Raw genomic sequence first — 15271 nt, forward strand, 5'->3', positions numbered from 1 at the left:
GAGAATCCCGGGGTTAGGCGCGCGTGATGCGCGCTTTTTCATTCACTCGTAATGGCGCGCGCCGAAGATGGCGCTGCCGATGCGTACGATGGTCGCGCCTTCCAGCACGGCCGATTGCAGGTCGCCGGACATGCCCATCGACAGCGTGTCGAGGTGGATGCCGGCTTTGATGAGGTCTTGCGCGAGTGCGCGCAGGCGTGCGAACGGCGCGCGTTGCAGGGCCGGGTCGGCCTGCGGTTCCGGGATCGCCATCAGCCCGCGCAGGCGCAGGTTCGGCAGCTGGACGACGGCCTTGGCCAGGCCTTCCAGCTCCTCCGGCTTGACGCCACTTTTGGTGGCCTCGCCGCTGATGTTCACTTGCAGGCAGATATCCAGCGGGCCCAGTTCGGCCGGGCGCTGTTCGGACAGGCGCTGCGCGATTTTCAATCGTTCGACCGTGTGCACCCATTGGAAGCTGGTTGCGATGGGCCGCGTCTTGTTGCTCTGGATCGGGCCGATGAAATGCCATTCGAGCATCAGGTCAGGTCGCGCTTTTGCCACAGCGGCGATCTTGTCGACGCCTTCCTGCACATAGTTTTCGCCGAACGCGCGCTGGCCCGCTTCGATCGCTTCCAGCACGGCTTCTGCCGGAAACGTCTTCGAAACGGCCAGCAACCGGACCGTGGAACGGGGCCGGTTCGCGGCCTCGCAAGCAGCCTGGATTGTCGCTTCGACAGCTTGCAAGTTGGCTGCGATTGTGGACATAATGGTTTTCTTCAGGAAATATTTTTCTAGCCTGGCGGTGCAATATCTCATCGTCATCCCCGCGCAGGCGGGGATCCAAGCTCAGCCTGCATGCCCGCAGCAATTGGGTTCCCGCCAAGGCGACCGGCCAGGTCGGGAACGACGGTTTTCTATCTCCGCGTCAAAGGATCATTATAAATGGACATCTCCGAACTGCTCGCTTTCTCGGTCAAGAACAAGGCCTCCGACCTGCACCTGTCGGCCGGCCTGCCGCCGATGATCCGCGTGCATGGCGACGTACGCCGCATCAACCTGCCGCCGCTGGAGCACAAGGACGTGCACGGCATGATCTATGACATCATGAACGACGGCCAGCGCAAGCAGTACGAAGAGATGCTGGAGTGCGACTTCTCGTTCGCGATTCCCGGCCTCGCGCGCTTCCGCGTCAACGCGTACAACCAGGAACGCGGTGCGTCCGCCGTGATGCGGACGATTCCGTCGAAGATCCTGTCGCTGGAAGAACTGAACGCGCCGAAGATCTTCGCCGACCTCGCGCTCAAGCCCCGCGGCCTCGTGCTCGTGACGGGTCCGACGGGCTCCGGCAAGTCGACGACCCTGGCCGCGATGGTCAACCACCTGAACGAGAACGAGTACGGCCACATCCTCACCATCGAGGATCCGATCGAGTTCGTGCACGACTCGAAGAAGTGCCTGATCAACCAGCGCGAAGTCGGTCCGCACACGCTGTCGTTCAACAACGCGCTGCGCTCGGCGCTGCGCGAAGACCCGGACGCGATCCTCGTCGGCGAGCTGCGCGACCTGGAGACGATCCGCCTCGCGCTGTCCGCCGCCGAGACGGGCCACCTCGTGTTCGGCACCCTGCACACGTCGTCGGCCGCGAAGACCATCGACCGTATCGTCGACGTGTTCCCGGCCGAGGAAAAGGAGATGGTGCGCGCGATGCTGTCGGAATCGCTGCAGGCCGTGATCTCGCAGACCCTGCTGAAAACGAAGGACGGCGCCGGCCGCGTGGCCGCGCACGAGATCATGATCGGCACGCCGGCCATCCGCAACCTGATCCGCGAAGCGAAGATCGCGCAGATGTATTCCGCGATCCAGACCGGCTCCAACGTCGGCATGCAGACTCTGGACCAGAACCTGACGGACCTCGTGCGCCGCAACGTGATCTCGTCCGCGGCCGCGCGCGCCGCCGCCAAGATTCCCGAAAACTTCCCGGGCTAAAGAAGGAACACGACGATGGAACGCGACCAGGCCTCCAAATTCATGTTCGACCTGCTGCGCCTGATGGTCAGCAAGGGCGGTTCCGACCTGTTCATCACGTCCGGCTTCCCGCCCGCGATGAAGATCGACGGCCGCATGACGCCCGTGTCCAGCCAGGCCCTCACGGCCTCGCACACGGCCGACCTGGCGCGCGCCATCATGAACGACAAGCAGGCCGCCGGCTTCGAGCTCTCGAAGGAAGCCAACTTCGCCATCAGCCCCGGCGACCTGGGACGCTTCCGCGTCTCCGCCTTCATGCAGATGGGCGCCGTGGGCATGGTGCTGCGCGTGATCACGACGACGATCCCGAAGTTCGAGGACCTCGACCTGCCTGAGGTGCTGAAGGACGTGATCATGACCAAGCGCGGCCTCGTGATCATGGTCGGCGCCACGGGCTCCGGTAAATCGACGACGCTGGCGACGATGGTCGGCTACCGCAACGAGAACAGCTACGGCCACATCATCACGATCGAGGATCCCGTCGAATTCGTCCACCCGCACAAGAACTGCGTGATCACGCAGCGCGAGGTCGGCGTCGACACGGACAGCTTCGAGGCCGCGCTGAAGAACTCCCTGCGCCAGGCGCCGGACGTGATCCAGATCGGAGAAATTCGCGACCGCGAGACGATGGAACACGCGATCGCGTTCGCCGAGACGGGCCACCTGTGCCTGGCCACCCTGCACGCGAACAGCTCGAACCAGGCGCTGGACCGCATCATCAACTTCTTCCCCGAAGAGCGCCGCCAGCAGCTGCTGATGGACCTGTCGCTGAACATGAAGGGCCTGATCTCGCAGCGCCTGATTCCGAAGAAGGAAGCGAAGGGACGCGTGGTCGCGATGGAGATCATGCTGAATTCGCCGCTGATCTCGGACCTGATCTTCAAGGGCGAGGTCCACGAGATCAAGGAGATCATGAAGAAGTCGCGCGAACTGGGCATGCAGACGTTCGACCAGGCCCTGTTCGACCTGTACGAGGCGGACAAGATCACCTACGAGGATGCGCTGCGCAACGCGGACTCCGTGAACGACCTGCGCCTGAACATCAAGCTCAACAGCAAGCACGCGAAGAACCGCGATTTCTCCGCGGGCACCGAGACGCTCGGTCTCCTCTGATCCGCGTCGGCTACAGCGCCGCCCAGCGCTGCACGAGGCCGACGAGGTGCACCACCCCGTAGCCGAAGCAGATCACCGAACTCCACACGACGAACGGCGTGATCGCGCCGCCCCTGGCGCGAACGAGCGGCGCGAACGCCACGCCACGCACGAGATAGACGGCCGTGATGGCGACCAGCGCCGCCTTCAGGAACGGCAGAGGGCCAATGACACCGGCGCCCGCCAGCGCATACGCGGACCAGGTGAACAGCACGGCGGCAATCCCCAGCGTGACGAGGGTCGGATACCAGCGCCCTTGCGCGGCCGCGCGCGCGAACCGTTCGCCCGCGCCGAAGAAGCGGTACCACGCGGGACCGCCCGCGACGATGCCCACGTGGAGCAGCGCGGCGACGGCGCTGAGCAGCGCGCCGGCGGCCAGGGGAATGTTCACGGTGGACTGCATCGATGTCTCCTTTGCCTTACACTGTTGCCTTCGAATCAATCAAGCTTACAGGAGCCCACGATGAACGTGTTCGACTTCCAGGCCACCTCCCTCGACGGCAAGCCGGTCGACCTGGCCCAGTACCGCGGCAAGGTCCTCCTCATCGTCAACACCGCCAGCAAATGCGGCTTCACGCCGCAATACCAGGGCCTCGAGACCGTGTACCGCGAACTGCACGCGCGCGGCCTGGAAGTGCTGGGCTTCCCCTGCAACCAGTTCGGCAGCCAGGAGCCGGGCACGGAATCCGAGATCGGCGCGTTCTGCGAAAAGAACTACGGCGTGTCGTTCCCGATGTTCGCCAAGGTCGACGTCAACGGCGACAGCGCCCACCCGCTGTGGAAATACCTGAAGAACGCGGCGCCGGGCGTGCTGGGCACCGAGGGCATCAAATGGAACTTCACCAAGTTCCTCGTCGGCCGCGACGGCACCGTGCTGCATCGCTACGCGCCGCAGACCAAGCCGGAAGAGATCGCGGGCGATATCGAGAAGGCGCTGCAGCCGTAAGCGCCAACGCTCAACGGCGGTCGAACCACGCCATGATGGCGTCGTATTCCTTCTGCACGTCCGCCATCGAGCCCCCTTCCGCCATCAGGTTGTGGCCGGCGCGCGGCAGGCGCCGGAACGTGACGTCGCGTCCGAGCGCGCGCAGGCGCGCGTACGCGACCTCGGTCGACAGGACCGGCACGCTGTCGTCGCGCATGCCGCTGGCCAGCCAGACCCGCGCCTTCGACTGGACCAGGTTCTCGCCGGGCGCCTGCGCGAAGAAGGAACTCCAGCGCAGATAGGTGTGGCCCCACGCGAATTTCACGCTGCTGCGCGGGTCCGCGTTGATCGCGTCGACGGTCGCGTCGATGTCGCGCAGGCGCGCGAGCGTGTCGTCGTCGCCGCTTCCCGCGCGATCTCCCGCTCGATAGGCGTTGGCAAAGAAGTCGAACAGCTGGCTCGTGCCGGTGCCGCCGATCAGCGCCACGTGCGTCACCTCGGGCAGCGCGCGCGCCAGGCCCGCGGCCATCACGGCGCCTTCCGACACGCCGAACACCAGCACGCGGCTGCCGTCGACCCACGGCAAGGCCAGCGCATGGCGCAGCGCGCCGCGCAGCGTGTCCAGCCAGGTGTCGTAGGAAAAGTTGGCGTTGAACGCGGCCGGACATCCCGTCGCCACGCCCGGCGGCGCTTGAGGCGGGGCGTCCGGCTGGTACGGCTTGTCGACCACCATCACGGCGTAGTCGCCCCGCTGCGCCAGCGGCACGAAATTGAAGACGGTGGAATAACGGTTCGGCGTGCCCAGGCCGACGAAGGGCGGCGTGCAACCCGACCCCTGCACGAACAGCACGAGCGGCGCCTTGTGCGCGGGTTGCGAGATGACGTAGCGGATGTCGGGCGCGCCGTCGCGCTGCAACGTGAAGCGCGTGGCGGCGGCCTTGCCGAGTTCCAGCGGTTCCTGCTGTGCGGCGGGCGCGGCGTGGACCGCCGAGGCGGCGAGCAGGATGCCGCCGACGAATGCAAGTAAGCGTTTGTTCATGGGCGCGATCATCCCACGAACGGCGCCCGCGAAGGCTATCGAAAAATCACCGCTTCGGCACGATCCGCACCGCCAGCCCGCCGCCCGGCGCCAGCCGCACGTCGAGTACGTCCTTCGCCGTCACGGTCTTCGTCTCCGTCACGAGATCGAACCGGTGCTCGTTGCGGTAATCGGCCTGCTCGCCGTCGCGGTAGATCTCGGCCACGTACTGCCTGCCCGGGTCGAGGAAGGCCAGCGGCACGGCCACCGTGCGCGCCGTGCCGTCGGTGACGGCGCCCACGTACCAGGCGTCCGAACGGCGGTCCTTGCGCGCGATGGTCGCGTACTCGCCGACGGCGCCGTTCAGCACGCGCGTGTCGGCCCAGTCGGTCGGCACGTCGCGGATGAACTTGAAGGCGGCCGGATACTTCGCGTAGTTCTCCGGCAGGTCGGCCGCCATCGCGAGCGGCGAATAGATCACGACGTAGTCGGCGAGCTGCTTGGCCTGCGTCGAATTGAACGTCTTGCCGCCCGCGCCGACGAGGCTGGGCACGCCCGGCGTGTAGTCCATCGGGCCGCTCAGCATGCGCGTGAACACGAGCTTCGCTTCGTGGTCGGCGGCGTTCGGCGGCTCGCCCCACGCGTTGTACTCGACGCCCCGTGCGCCCTCGCGCGCGAGCCAGTTCGGGTACGTCCTGCGCAGGCCCGTGTCCTTCACGGGTTCGTGCGTGTCGACGGCGATGCGGTAGCGCGCCGCCGCCGTCACAGCATTCACGAAGTGGCGCACGCCTTCCTGCGAATCGTAGTTCCCGTAGTGGACCTTGCCGTCCGGGCCGGGGAACTGCATCGTGCCCGCTTCGTGCACATAGCCCGACTTGACGCTGTCCACGCCCAGCTTCGCATACAGCTTATAGGCCGCATCCATCTGCTTTTCGTAGGCCGCGACGTTGCCGCCCGTCTCGTGGTGGCCGATCAGGCGCACGCCCTTCTGTTGCGCGTACGCGGCGAGCGCGGGCAGGTCGAAGTCGGGGTAAGGCTGCGTAAAACTGAAGTCCGCGCCGCCGTGGCCCCAGTCGCTTTCCCAGCCGCGGTTCCAGCCTTCCACCAGCACGCCGCGGAAGCCGTTGGCGGCCGCGAAGTCGATGTAGCGCTTGACGTTGGCCGTGTTCGCGGCATGCTTCGGCCCTGCGTTCCACGTCCCTTTGTTCAAGTGCATTTCCCACCACACGCCGACGAATTTCGACGGGTGGACCCACGACACGTCGCCCAGTTTATTCGGCTCGTTCAGGTTCAGCTCGAGGTCCGACATGTACAGGCCAGGCGCATCGTCCGCGATGCGCAGGGTGCGCCACGGGGTCGTGAACGCGCCATGGCGCACGACGGCCGCCCCGGTCGTCGACGGCGCCAGCTGCGCGCGCAGCTTCTGGCCCGCGACCTTGCGCACCCACATCGTCGCGTAGTCGACCAGTGCCGCTTCGTGGAGGGCGATGTGCGTACCGTCGTCCAGGCGCAGCGTCAGCGGCGTGTTGGCCGTGCCGATCTCGGCCAGCGGCGCCTTCTCGACGATCTGCTCCAGCCCGGACAACTCGCCGGCCGGGATCCACCACGCCGTCGCAGGCCGGGCGACGACGAATTCCGTCAGCTCGTCCGTGATGGCGACGTCGCGCAGCTGCGGCTGGTCGGGGAATTCGTAGCGGAAGCCGATGCCGTCGTCGTAGATGCGGAAGACGATGGCGAGCCGGCGGTTCGAGCGGTGCGTCTGCTCGACGTCGACGCGCAGCTCGCGGTAATGGTTGCGCACGTAGCGGCGCTCGCCCCACGGCTGTTCCCACGTGTCGTCATGCTCGCTGACGCGCTTGTCCTTCACCGTGAAACCGTCGTCCATCTTGGGCGCGTTGGCGAGGTTGAAGCCGAGATGCGACGGGGCGATGATCTCCTTGCCCTTGCGCTTGATGTCATAGGCCAGCTTGCCCATGCCGTCGAGCTGGACGTCGACCGTCAGCACGCCGCCCGGCGAGCTGGCCGTGGCCACGACGGTTTGGGCCCAGACGGCCGGCGCCGCCATGTAGCTTGTAAACATCGCGGCAAGCGCGAGGGGACGGAGACGCATCTTTACACTCCCGAAGGCCGGACGGCGCAGCGACCCGGCTGGATGATGGAGATGTAATATTACTACACGAACGCCGCCACGATGTCTGCAAGTTGTTGCCTGACCCAGACATGGGCGGGATCGCCGTGGCAGCGCTCATGCCAGATCATGGCCGGAGAGAAGGGGGCGACCTCCAGCGGCACATCCAGGAGCGCAATCGGGAGCTTGTCCGCCAGCCGGCGCGCGAGGCGGCCCGGCAGCGTGAGGATCATGTCGCTGTCCGCCACCAGCAGCGCAGCGGCGATGAAATGGGGGACGCGCAGTGCGACGCGGCGCGTGAGGCCCAGTGCCGAGAGCGCGGCGTCGACCGCGCTTTCACCCAGGCCGGAAATGGTCACGGTCACGTGGCGCAGCGCCACATACTGTTCCAGACCGAGTCCCCGCGCCGCGCCGGGGTGGCCGGACCGCACTACGCATACGAAGCGGTCGGTGTACAGCCCGCGTCGATAAAGACTGCCCGGCAGGCTCTCGAACGTGCCCAGGGCCAGATCCGCCATCCCCTGCTCGACGAGCCGCACATTGTCCCCGGCAGGTTGTGCGATATGCAGACTCAATCCGGGCGCCTGTCGTTCAAAACGGGCGATCAATTCACCCAGGACCACCAGGCTCAGGTGATCGTGCGCGGCAATCGTGATCCGCCCCGTCGCTGCGGCCGGATCGAAGACGGCAGGCGCGACGATGCCACGGGCGTCGTCCAGCAATCGGGTCACCCGGCCTGCCAGGGCCTCGCCGCGCGGCGTCAATTCGAGCCCGGACGCGCCGCGGACGACGAGGCGATCGCCCAGCATCGTGCGCAATCGTCCCAGTGCGCGGCTGGCGGCCGGTTGGCTCAGGCCCAGCCGGAGACCCGCCCGGGTGACGCTGCGCTCCCGGACGAGTGCTTCGAACAGTTTCAACAGGTTGAGGTCGGCCCCGGTCAAATCCACTTGGCGCATTTTCACTATGCCTTTCATGTCATTGATGCATGTCCCGCAATCATGCACGCTTCCGGTTCAACTTCACAGGAGATTTCCATGACTGCTGCCCCCTCTCTTCCTTACGCCGTGTCCGGCGTGACCGGCCGCACCGGTGCCGCCGCGGCCGATGCGTTGTTGCGCGCCGGCCAGTTTGTTCGCGTCGTCGTGCGCGACCCGGCCCAGGGTCGCCACTGGGCCGAACGTGGTGCGGAAGTCGCGATCGCCGACCTGACGGATCTGGTCTCGCTGACCAGGGCGCTCAGTGGCGTCCGCAGCGCCTACGTCGTCAGTCCTCAACAATACGGCCGCGACGACCTGTTCGAGCACGCCGACCTGATTGCCGCCACCACGGCGCGCGCGGCGGCGGCGGCGCGCGTGCCCAGGCTCGTGGCCCTGTCCTCGGTGGGCGCCGACCGCGAGAACGGCACGGGCTGGATCGGCATGAACCGGATGTTCGAGCAGCGCCTGGGCGAATCCGGCGTGCCGGCCGCCTTCCTGCGCGCGGCCTATTTCATGGAAAACTGGATGCCCATGGTGGGCCAGGCCGTGCGCAGCGGCACCCTGCCGACGTTCCTGGCACCGCCGCAGCGCGCCATCCCGATGGTGGCCACCGCGGACGTCGGCAACGCCGCGGCCGCCTTGCTGCAGGAAGCATGGACGGGGCACCGCATCGTCACGCTCGCGGGGCCCGCGGACTACGCCCCGAACGACGTCGCCGCCAGCGTTGCGGCCACGCTCGGGAAGCCGGTCGACGTGGTGGTCCTGCCGGACGCTCGGTGGCCCGACGCGCTGGCCGATGCGGGCTTTTCACCGGCAGCGCTCGCCGGTTTCACGGAAATGACGCGGGGCCTCAATGGCCCGCACATCGACATCGGGAGCGATCCCGCCGCCGTCGAATGGGCGGGGACCACGCCGCTGCAGCACGTCATCGCCGGACTGGCAACGCGCTAGAATAAGGCATGGACCAGCCCTACATCCCGATCAATTGCGAGCGCCATGACGAACTCCTGGCGCTGGCCACCTTGCGCCGCCCGTGCACGCTGGACGTGGAGCGTCCCGATGGCACGCTCGACAACCTGGCGGGCGTGATCGAGGATGTCTACGCCGACACCGGCGTCGAATACCTGCGGCTGCGTGGCGGCCCGACCTTGCGGCTCGACTGGATTCGTACACTGAACGGCCGCCCCTTTCCATGATCAGGGACTATCCCTCCGCAGCAAGCGATCTATTTTCGAGATGGCGCGCCAGCAGTCCGGATTTTCAGGACCACTTCGTCGAGGACGGTATCATCGATCCAGCCCGGTGGGTCCAGGCCGGCACGAAGATTCTTTTCGTACTCCGAGAAACCAACGGCTACCGCGGCAACATCGCAGCGCTGATTCATAAAGCGTGCACGACACATCCATCCAGCAAGCTATGGGATCGCCCCACCTTCCACAATGTCGGGCGTTGGGCACATGGACTTCTCCACGCCGGGGACGCGAATTTTCCAACCTTCGAGGACGCGCACAAGAGCAGGAAGACTGCACTGCTCGCATGCGCCTTCATCAACCTGAAAAAGACAACGGGAGGTGCCAGGGCGACCAACGCCGTGGAGCACGCCGCTGCACGCGACGCCATCTTCCTGCGCGAACAGATCGAATTGGTTGATCCCCGGATCGTGGTGTGCGGTGGGACCTATCGAGCGATCAAACAACACGTTTATCCTGCAATCCGACGCGTTGGCCCACGCGTGCACGAAGCAGGCGGACGGATCTTCATCAACGCCAATCATCCGTCGTACTTGAAGAAGACTGCGGAAATGTATGATGATGTGGCGGGAAACTACCACCGATATCAGGCTAGATCGAAGGCGATGATAGACTGAATGACGTACCGGTCGTCCTGGCTAAGCCACGTTCAACCCCAACCCCCGTACCAGCTCCGCCGCCTGCCGCGTCGAAATCGTCGCGCCGGCAAACTGCTTCGCATTCGACAGCTTCAGGCCGCCGAGATCCGCCTCGCGCAGGTCGGCCGCATCGAAGCGCGTGTCCTTGATGTGGGCCTCGCGCAGGCTGCAGCCTTCTTCGAACACGGCCTCGCGGAAGTCGCAGCCCGACAGGTCCGCATCGGCGAAATCCAGCCCGCGCAGCACCGCCTTGCGGAACGACATCCGGCGCAGGTCGGCGCCGACGAGCAGGCAGTCTTCGAACGAGAGCCCCAGCTGGCTCACCTCTTCGAAGCGCGCGCCCGTCAGCTTGCAGCCGCGGAACGCGACGGAGGCGAGCTTCGTGCGGCGCCAGCCCGCGTTGTTCAGGTCGCAGGCGTCGAACCGGGCATCGACCAGGTCGGCCGATTCGAAATCCGCATGGCCGCCGCGGCAGCGCTGCCAGCGCGTGCGCGCCAGGTTCGCGGCATAGAACGACGTCTCGGATACGGCACAGCGGATGAATGCGCAGTCCTGCAAGTTCAGGCGCGACAGGTCCGCGCCGGCGAGGTCGCAGTCTTCGAGGACGAGCAGCGTGTCTTCCGCCAGCAGCGCGTCGATGCGTGCGCGGTCGACTTGCTCGCCGCTCAGGGTAACGGTGGTCCGGGACATGGAATCAGCGCGTCTCGACACGCGCCGACGCGTGGATCGTGCAGCCGCGGTGCACGTTTTCCAGGAAGCGCAGCGCGTCCTCCTGGCGGCACGAGGACGGCAGCATGCGGCCCAGCGATTCGTCGGCGGCGATGCGGTCGATGCCGTACGCGATCGCGCGCGAGATGTCGCGGGCCTCGCGGCCGTCGCTGTTGTACAGGGCGTCGTACACGCCGACCTCTTCCCACAGCGGCACGTAGCCGGGACTGATGCTGTCCTGGAAGGCGACGGACGGCGCCGCATCCTCGTCCTGGGATATCAGCCGAAACACGAAACTCACCGGGTCCTCCATCGATCGCTGAAACAGGGCGCCGATGCTACCACGGCCCGCGTTTTTCAGCCGGCCGCCGTCCCGGTCGCGTGGAGAAACGCGTCGGCCAGCGTCGCTTTCGTGACGACGCCGGCGAGGTCCACGCCGAGATGCACGATGGTCTGGGCGATCTGCGGCCGGATGCCGCTGAGGATGCAGTCGGCGCCCATCAGGCGGGCCGCCGCGATGGTCTTCATCAGGTGTTGCGCGACCATCGTGTCCACGGTGGGGACGCCCGTGATGTCGATGATGGCCGTATGGACGTGGGTCGCGGCGATCCGGTCGAGCAGGCTTTCCATCACGACTTGCGCGCGGACGCTGTCGAGCGTGCCGATCAGGGGCAGGGCCAGCACGCCTTCCCACAGGCTGATGACCGGCGTCGACAGCTCCAGCAATTCCCGTTGCTGGCGCGCGATGATCTGTTCGCGGCTGCGCTGGAAGGCGTCGAGCGCATACATGCCCATCTGGTCCACCCACGTGTCGACGGCCCGCAGCGCCGCGGGCGCGGCGGCGTGGTGCGTGCGCAGCAGGTCGGCCAGCGGCTGCTTGACCGCGAACACGAAGGCCACGGTCGCAGCCGCCGTCGAGCCGCGGCCGGCCCGGGCCGTGGTGATGTCGTCGAGCGTGTCGCGCATGGCGCGCCAGGCGCGGCCTTCGATGTTGCCGGCCTGCGGATCGTCGGCCGCCTCGGCGAAGGCCTGCAGGACGCGTTCGCAGTGCGCAGGGACGGACGGCGCGCCGGCGCGTTCCAGCCATGCGGCGCACAACGCCGCATGGTGGTCGCGCACGAACTGGCCGAGCGGGACGGCATGGGATGGGGGAATCATCGGTGGCTCCTGGTCGGGTCGGGCTATGAAAGTCTTGCGCCGACCGAGAGGCATCGGAGGTTAACTGCGTGGTCGATGGACTATACCACCGATTGCGCTAGCCCAGGTTGGCCACGCGGGCGACGGCCGCGCCCAGCTCCGCGAGCTGGAACGGCTTGCGCAGCACGGCGTCGCTGCCGATCGCGTGTTCGATCGCACCCATGTCCGCGTACCCCGTCGCCACCAGCACGGGCAGGCTCGGGAACAGCGCGCGGGCGCGCACCGCCAGGTCGACGCCCGTCATGTCCGGCATCAGGTAGTCCGTCAGCAGCAGGCCGGGCCGGTCTCCCTCCAGTGCCGCCAACCCTTCCCCGCCGTCGCCCGCCTGCGACACGTGGCAGCCGAGGGCCAGCAGGGCATCGACGATCCCCGCGCGTACGGATTCGTCGTCCTCGACGACGAGCACGCGCAGGCCGGCCAGCTTGCGGCGATCGACCGCGGCGGGCCGTTCCGACGCCGTGGCGTCATGCGCGGCGGGCATCCAGATCTCGATCGTCGCGCCCTCGCCCGGGACGCTGTGCACGAACGCCGCGCCGCCCGATTGCTGGGCCATGCCATACACCTGGCTGAGGCCCAGGCCCGTGCCCTTGCCCACGGCCTTGGTCGTGAAGAACGGCTCGAAGACTTTCGCCGCCACTTCGGACGACATGCCGGGACCGGTGTCGGTCACCGCGAGGCGGACATAGTCGCCGCCCGCCAGCGTCCCGGCGGGCGGCTGGGCGCGCGATGCCTGCAGGTGGATGTGCCCGCGCCCGCTCATCGCATCGCGCGCGTTGATCATCAGGTTGAGCAAGGCCATCTCGACCTGGCTGGCGTCGGCGAGCACGCTGTCCACGTCGGCGTCGATCGACAGCACGAGCTCGACGCCCGCGCCCAGCACCGGCCGCGCGAGCTCCTCGACGCTCTCGAACAGGGTCCGCACCGGCAACGGGCGCAGGTCGAGCGACTGGTCGCGCGCGAACGTCAGCAGCTGGCCCGTGAGCTTGGCGCCGCGCCGGCACGCGGCCTGCGCCTTGTCCACGCGGCCCTGCGTCGATTCCTCGCGCGTGAACATGCCGATGAGTTCCAGGTTGCCCTGGATGACGTTCAGCAGGTTGTTGAAGTCGTGCGCCACGCCGCCCGTGAAGCGCCCGAGGAATTCGAGTTTCTGCGCCTGCGCCACCGCCTGCTGCGCGCGTTCGCGTTCCATCACTTCGGCCGTGAGCCGGTCGTTGGCCTGCGCCAGTGCCCGCGTGCGCTCCTCGACGCGCGCCTCGAGGTTCGCATTCAGCGCCGCGAGCTGCGCCAGCACCTCGCGCGCCTCGTACTGGCGCCGGCGCGCGCGCAGCGCGGACCCTGCCGCCGTGGCCAGCGTGTCCGCGCTCAACGGCCGTTCGAGGAGGAGGACGTTGCCGAGGGCGGCGAACGTCGCCTTCAGTTGCGCCGGCGCGGCGCCGTAGCGCTTGGCCAGCAGGACGACGAACGGGAAATCCGACCACGGTTCCTGGTCCGCCAGCCACGCCGCGATGCGCGCCAGGGTAAGCGCCGACAGCGCCTCTTCCGCCACGATGGCCGCCGCCGCGCCCTGCCCGATCGCCTCGATGAGCGCGTCGGCACCGGCGACGACTTCGCACCCGACGCCGTCGCGCGTCACGACGCCGGCGATCACGTCGGCGTCGCGCCCGTGCGGAGCGAGCACCAGGACGCGCTCTTCCCGCTGGTCAGGCATCGGCATCGGATTCGATCATCATGGGCGTCGATCCGCGGTAGGTCGGCAAGCCCGTCAACACGCCTTCGAAGCCTTCGAGCGCGGCGCCCACTTCGACACCGCCGGCACCGAGCTGGAGCTCGTGGATCGTCAGCGCATGGTGCGCCGTCCGGCTCTTGGACACGGTGATCGCGCGGCGCAGCTTGCCGCCGGACTCGAAGTAACGCAGCAGCATCGTCGAATCGCTCAGGTAGCTGAGGTCGACGTCCCGGACGGCCTCGCCGACAACCCCGTGCTCGCCGAGGATCAGCGCCGTCGTGATGCCCTTCTGGTTGAGGTAGGCGAGCAGCTCGTGCATCTGCAGCAGCAGGAATTGTTCACCGGGCATTGCTTGCAGATAGGCATTGAGGCTGTCGATGGCGACGAAGACGGCGCCGTCGGTTTCCACGGCGTCGCGCAGCATCTGGGCGAACTGGCCGGGCGCCAGTTCGGCCGGGTCGATATGGCGCACCGTCAGCAGTCCGGACTCCAGGTGCGGCGACAGGTCCAGCCCGAGGGCGGCGGCGCGTGCGAAAAACGTCCCCATGCCTTCGTCGAACAGGTAATACGACGACCTCTCGCCCCGTTCCAGCGCCGCCAGCATGCAGCGCACCACGACGGTCGTCTTGCCGACGCCGGAAGGCCCGACGAACAGCGTATTGGTCCCGGCGACGAGGCCGCCGCCGAGCAGCATATCGAGTCCGTCGGATCCCGTGGAGCGCGTCACCGGGATGAACTTCGTGAGGTGTTCCGCCGCGACGAGCCGGGGGAAGATCCGGATGCCCCCGGTGTCGAGGATGTAGTCGTGGTAACCGCCCCGAAACTTGATGCCGCGCATCTTCATGATATTGACGCGGCGGCGCTCCTTGCCGAATTCCTTGGCGAGCTGTTCGAGGCTGATGACGCCGTGCGCGATGCTGTGCAGATGCTGGTCCGACTGGTTGGTCTTGTCGTCCAGCATCAGCACCGTGCAGGCGCGCGATGCAAAAAATTGTTTGAGTGCAAGGATCTGGCGGCGGTAGCGCAGCGGATTCTGGGCCAGCAGCCGCATTTCCGACAGGCTGTCGAAGACGACACGCGCCGGATTGATGCGGTCGACCTCTTCCATCACGCCCCGCGCCGTCTCGCCCAGCTCGATCTCGGCCGGATGCAGGATCGACTGCTGCGCCTCCGGATCGAGCGCCTCGTCGCTGGCCAGCTCGAAGATGGCCAGCCCGTCGAGCGACCAGCCATGGCTCTCCGCGACGGCATCGAGCTCATCGGCAGTTTCCGACAGGGTGATGTACAACCCGGTTTCCCCCTTGGCCACGCCGTCGAGCAGGAATTGCATGCCGAGGGTCGTCTTGCCCGTGCCGGGCGTTCCCTCGACGAGGTACACCCGCTCCGCGGTCAGGCCACCGCCGAGGATGTCGTCCAGCCCGGGTACCCCGGTCGAGATGCGATACGCGGGTTTGCGTGAAGTGCGGCGGGAGGCAAGCGGTTCGGCCATGCGGGAAACGTCCTGTAAAGATGGGCGCCATGCGCTGTGGGTGAACGCGACGGCAAGAC

General features: G+C 67.1%; 16 protein-coding genes. 6 read left to right on the forward strand and 10 right to left on the reverse strand.

The window, feature by feature from the left end; genetic code table 11:
* Window positions 1–42: 42 nt before the first annotated feature.
* Entirely contained in the window at window positions 43–744 is a 702-nt protein-coding gene (locus QPK29_RS09675; RefSeq protein WP_371768746.1) for a YggS family pyridoxal phosphate-dependent enzyme, read from the reverse strand.
* 177 nt (window positions 745–921) lie between these two features.
* Between QPK29_RS09675 and QPK29_RS09680 the strand changes: the two genes are divergently transcribed.
* Together QPK29_RS09680 and QPK29_RS09685 are read left to right on the forward strand one after the other, a co-directional pair.
* A complete protein-coding gene (locus tag QPK29_RS09680) occupies window positions 922–1965 on the forward strand; it encodes a type IV pilus twitching motility protein PilT (RefSeq protein WP_160409673.1) in 1044 nt (347 codons plus the stop codon).
* A 15-nt stretch (window positions 1966–1980) separates the two neighbouring features.
* Complete coding sequence (locus QPK29_RS09685) at window positions 1981–3117, forward strand: PilT/PilU family type 4a pilus ATPase (RefSeq protein WP_056122526.1); 1137 nt, start codon at window positions 1981–1983, stop codon at window positions 3115–3117.
* 10 nt (window positions 3118–3127) lie between these two features.
* On the opposite strand, the gene QPK29_RS09690 is transcribed toward QPK29_RS09685, so the two are convergent.
* Window positions 3128–3559 (reverse strand): hypothetical protein, encoded by a 432-nt coding sequence (locus QPK29_RS09690; protein ID WP_371768747.1) that lies wholly within the window; start codon window positions 3557–3559, stop codon window positions 3128–3130.
* A 60-nt stretch (window positions 3560–3619) separates the two neighbouring features.
* On the opposite strand from QPK29_RS09690, the gene QPK29_RS09695 reads away from it, so the two are divergent.
* Window positions 3620–4102 carry a glutathione peroxidase gene (locus QPK29_RS09695; protein WP_371768748.1) on the forward strand — a complete coding sequence of 161 codons (483 nt, stop codon included), beginning with the start codon at window positions 3620–3622 and terminating at the stop codon, window positions 4100–4102.
* A gap of 10 nt (window positions 4103–4112) precedes the next feature.
* On the opposite strand, the gene QPK29_RS09700 is transcribed toward QPK29_RS09695, so the two are convergent.
* The 3 genes from QPK29_RS09700 to QPK29_RS09710 all read right to left on the reverse strand — a co-directional run bounded on the left by QPK29_RS09700 (window position 4113) and on the right by QPK29_RS09710 (window position 8201).
* On the reverse strand, window positions 4113–5120 hold the full coding sequence (locus QPK29_RS09700; protein ID WP_371768749.1) for an alpha/beta hydrolase family protein: 1008 nt from the start codon (window positions 5118–5120) through the stop codon (window positions 4113–4115).
* A gap of 46 nt (window positions 5121–5166) precedes the next feature.
* Window positions 5167–7209, reverse strand: a complete 2043-nt coding sequence (locus tag QPK29_RS09705) for a glycoside hydrolase family 97 protein (RefSeq protein WP_371768750.1) — start codon at window positions 7207–7209, stop codon at window positions 5167–5169.
* 62 nt (window positions 7210–7271) lie between these two features.
* The gene (locus QPK29_RS09710) at window positions 7272–8201 is read right to left on the reverse strand and encodes a LysR family transcriptional regulator (RefSeq protein ID WP_229412370.1); all 930 of its coding nucleotides are present in this window, start codon (window positions 8199–8201) and stop codon (window positions 7272–7274) included.
* A 60-nt stretch (window positions 8202–8261) separates the two neighbouring features.
* Here QPK29_RS09710 and QPK29_RS09715 point away from each other — a divergent pair, with 60 nt between their 5' ends.
* Genes QPK29_RS09715 through QPK29_RS09725 form a run of 3 tightly spaced genes read left to right on the forward strand, consistent with a single transcriptional unit; the run spans window position 8262 to window position 10071 of the window.
* Window positions 8262–9155, forward strand: a complete 894-nt coding sequence (locus QPK29_RS09715; RefSeq protein ID WP_371768751.1) for an NmrA family NAD(P)-binding protein — start codon at window positions 8262–8264, stop codon at window positions 9153–9155.
* A gap of 8 nt (window positions 9156–9163) precedes the next feature.
* On the forward strand, window positions 9164–9400 hold the full coding sequence (locus QPK29_RS09720) for a hypothetical protein (protein ID WP_371768752.1): 237 nt from the start codon (window positions 9164–9166) through the stop codon (window positions 9398–9400).
* A complete protein-coding gene (locus QPK29_RS09725) occupies window positions 9397–10071 on the forward strand; it encodes a hypothetical protein (protein ID WP_371768753.1) in 675 nt (224 codons plus the stop codon). Before QPK29_RS09720 ends, QPK29_RS09725 begins: the two co-directional genes overlap by 4 nt.
* 21 nt (window positions 10072–10092) lie before the next feature.
* On the opposite strand, the gene QPK29_RS09730 is transcribed toward QPK29_RS09725, so the two are convergent.
* The 5 genes from QPK29_RS09730 to QPK29_RS09750 all read right to left on the reverse strand — a co-directional run bounded on the left by QPK29_RS09730 (window position 10093) and on the right by QPK29_RS09750 (window position 15212).
* Window positions 10093–10782, reverse strand: coding sequence for a pentapeptide repeat-containing protein (locus QPK29_RS09730; RefSeq protein WP_056122500.1), 690 nt, complete (start codon window positions 10780–10782; stop codon window positions 10093–10095).
* A 4-nt stretch (window positions 10783–10786) separates the two neighbouring features.
* Window positions 10787–11101 (reverse strand): hypothetical protein, encoded by a 315-nt coding sequence (locus QPK29_RS09735; RefSeq protein ID WP_229411912.1) that lies wholly within the window; start codon window positions 11099–11101, stop codon window positions 10787–10789.
* Window positions 11102–11157: 56 nt separating this feature from the next.
* Window positions 11158–11958: an STAS domain-containing protein gene (locus tag QPK29_RS09740; protein WP_371768754.1), complete on the reverse strand. Its 801-nt coding sequence runs from the start codon at window positions 11956–11958 to the stop codon at window positions 11158–11160.
* 97 nt (window positions 11959–12055) lie between these two features.
* The gene (locus tag QPK29_RS09745; RefSeq protein ID WP_056122491.1) at window positions 12056–13711 is read right to left on the reverse strand and encodes an ATP-binding protein; all 1656 of its coding nucleotides are present in this window, start codon (window positions 13709–13711) and stop codon (window positions 12056–12058) included.
* Window positions 13698–15212 (reverse strand): ATPase domain-containing protein, encoded by a 1515-nt coding sequence (locus tag QPK29_RS09750; RefSeq protein ID WP_056122488.1) that lies wholly within the window; start codon window positions 15210–15212, stop codon window positions 13698–13700. Before QPK29_RS09750 ends, QPK29_RS09745 begins: the two co-directional genes overlap by 14 nt.
* Between the last annotated feature and the right edge of the window lie 59 nt (window positions 15213–15271).

Origin of the sequence: Massilia orientalis, from assembly GCF_030411975.2 — a bacterium.
GTDB lineage: Bacteria > Pseudomonadota > Gammaproteobacteria > Burkholderiales > Burkholderiaceae_D > Telluria > Telluria orientalis.

Excerpts from the sequence above, each read along its gene's own strand:
- QPK29_RS09675 (WP_371768746.1), bottom strand. The coding sequence starts at position 744 with ATGTCCACAATCGCAGCCAACTTGCAAGCTGTCGAAGCGACAATCCAG.
- QPK29_RS09680 (WP_160409673.1), top strand. The coding sequence starts at position 922 with ATGGACATCTCCGAACTGCTCGCTTTCTCGGTCAAGAACAAGGCCTCC.
- QPK29_RS09685 (WP_056122526.1), top strand. The coding sequence starts at position 1,981 with ATGGAACGCGACCAGGCCTCCAAATTCATGTTCGACCTGCTGCGCCTG.
- QPK29_RS09690 (WP_371768747.1), bottom strand. The coding sequence starts at position 3,559 with ATGCAGTCCACCGTGAACATTCCCCTGGCCGCCGGCGCGCTGCTCAGC.
- QPK29_RS09695 (WP_371768748.1), top strand. The coding sequence starts at position 3,620 with ATGAACGTGTTCGACTTCCAGGCCACCTCCCTCGACGGCAAGCCGGTC.
- QPK29_RS09700 (WP_371768749.1), bottom strand. The coding sequence starts at position 5,120 with ATGAACAAACGCTTACTTGCATTCGTCGGCGGCATCCTGCTCGCCGCC.
- QPK29_RS09705 (WP_371768750.1), bottom strand. The coding sequence starts at position 7,209 with ATGCGTCTCCGTCCCCTCGCGCTTGCCGCGATGTTTACAAGCTACATG.
- QPK29_RS09710 (WP_229412370.1), bottom strand. The coding sequence starts at position 8,201 with ATGAAAGGCATAGTGAAAATGCGCCAAGTGGATTTGACCGGGGCCGAC.
- QPK29_RS09715 (WP_371768751.1), top strand. The coding sequence starts at position 8,262 with ATGACTGCTGCCCCCTCTCTTCCTTACGCCGTGTCCGGCGTGACCGGC.
- QPK29_RS09720 (WP_371768752.1), top strand. The coding sequence starts at position 9,164 with ATGGACCAGCCCTACATCCCGATCAATTGCGAGCGCCATGACGAACTC.
- QPK29_RS09725 (WP_371768753.1), top strand. The coding sequence starts at position 9,397 with ATGATCAGGGACTATCCCTCCGCAGCAAGCGATCTATTTTCGAGATGG.
- QPK29_RS09730 (WP_056122500.1), bottom strand. The coding sequence starts at position 10,782 with ATGTCCCGGACCACCGTTACCCTGAGCGGCGAGCAAGTCGACCGCGCA.
- QPK29_RS09740 (WP_371768754.1), bottom strand. The coding sequence starts at position 11,958 with ATGATTCCCCCATCCCATGCCGTCCCGCTCGGCCAGTTCGTGCGCGAC.
- QPK29_RS09745 (WP_056122491.1), bottom strand. The coding sequence starts at position 13,711 with ATGCCGATGCCTGACCAGCGGGAAGAGCGCGTCCTGGTGCTCGCTCCG.
- QPK29_RS09750 (WP_056122488.1), bottom strand. The coding sequence starts at position 15,212 with ATGGCCGAACCGCTTGCCTCCCGCCGCACTTCACGCAAACCCGCGTAT.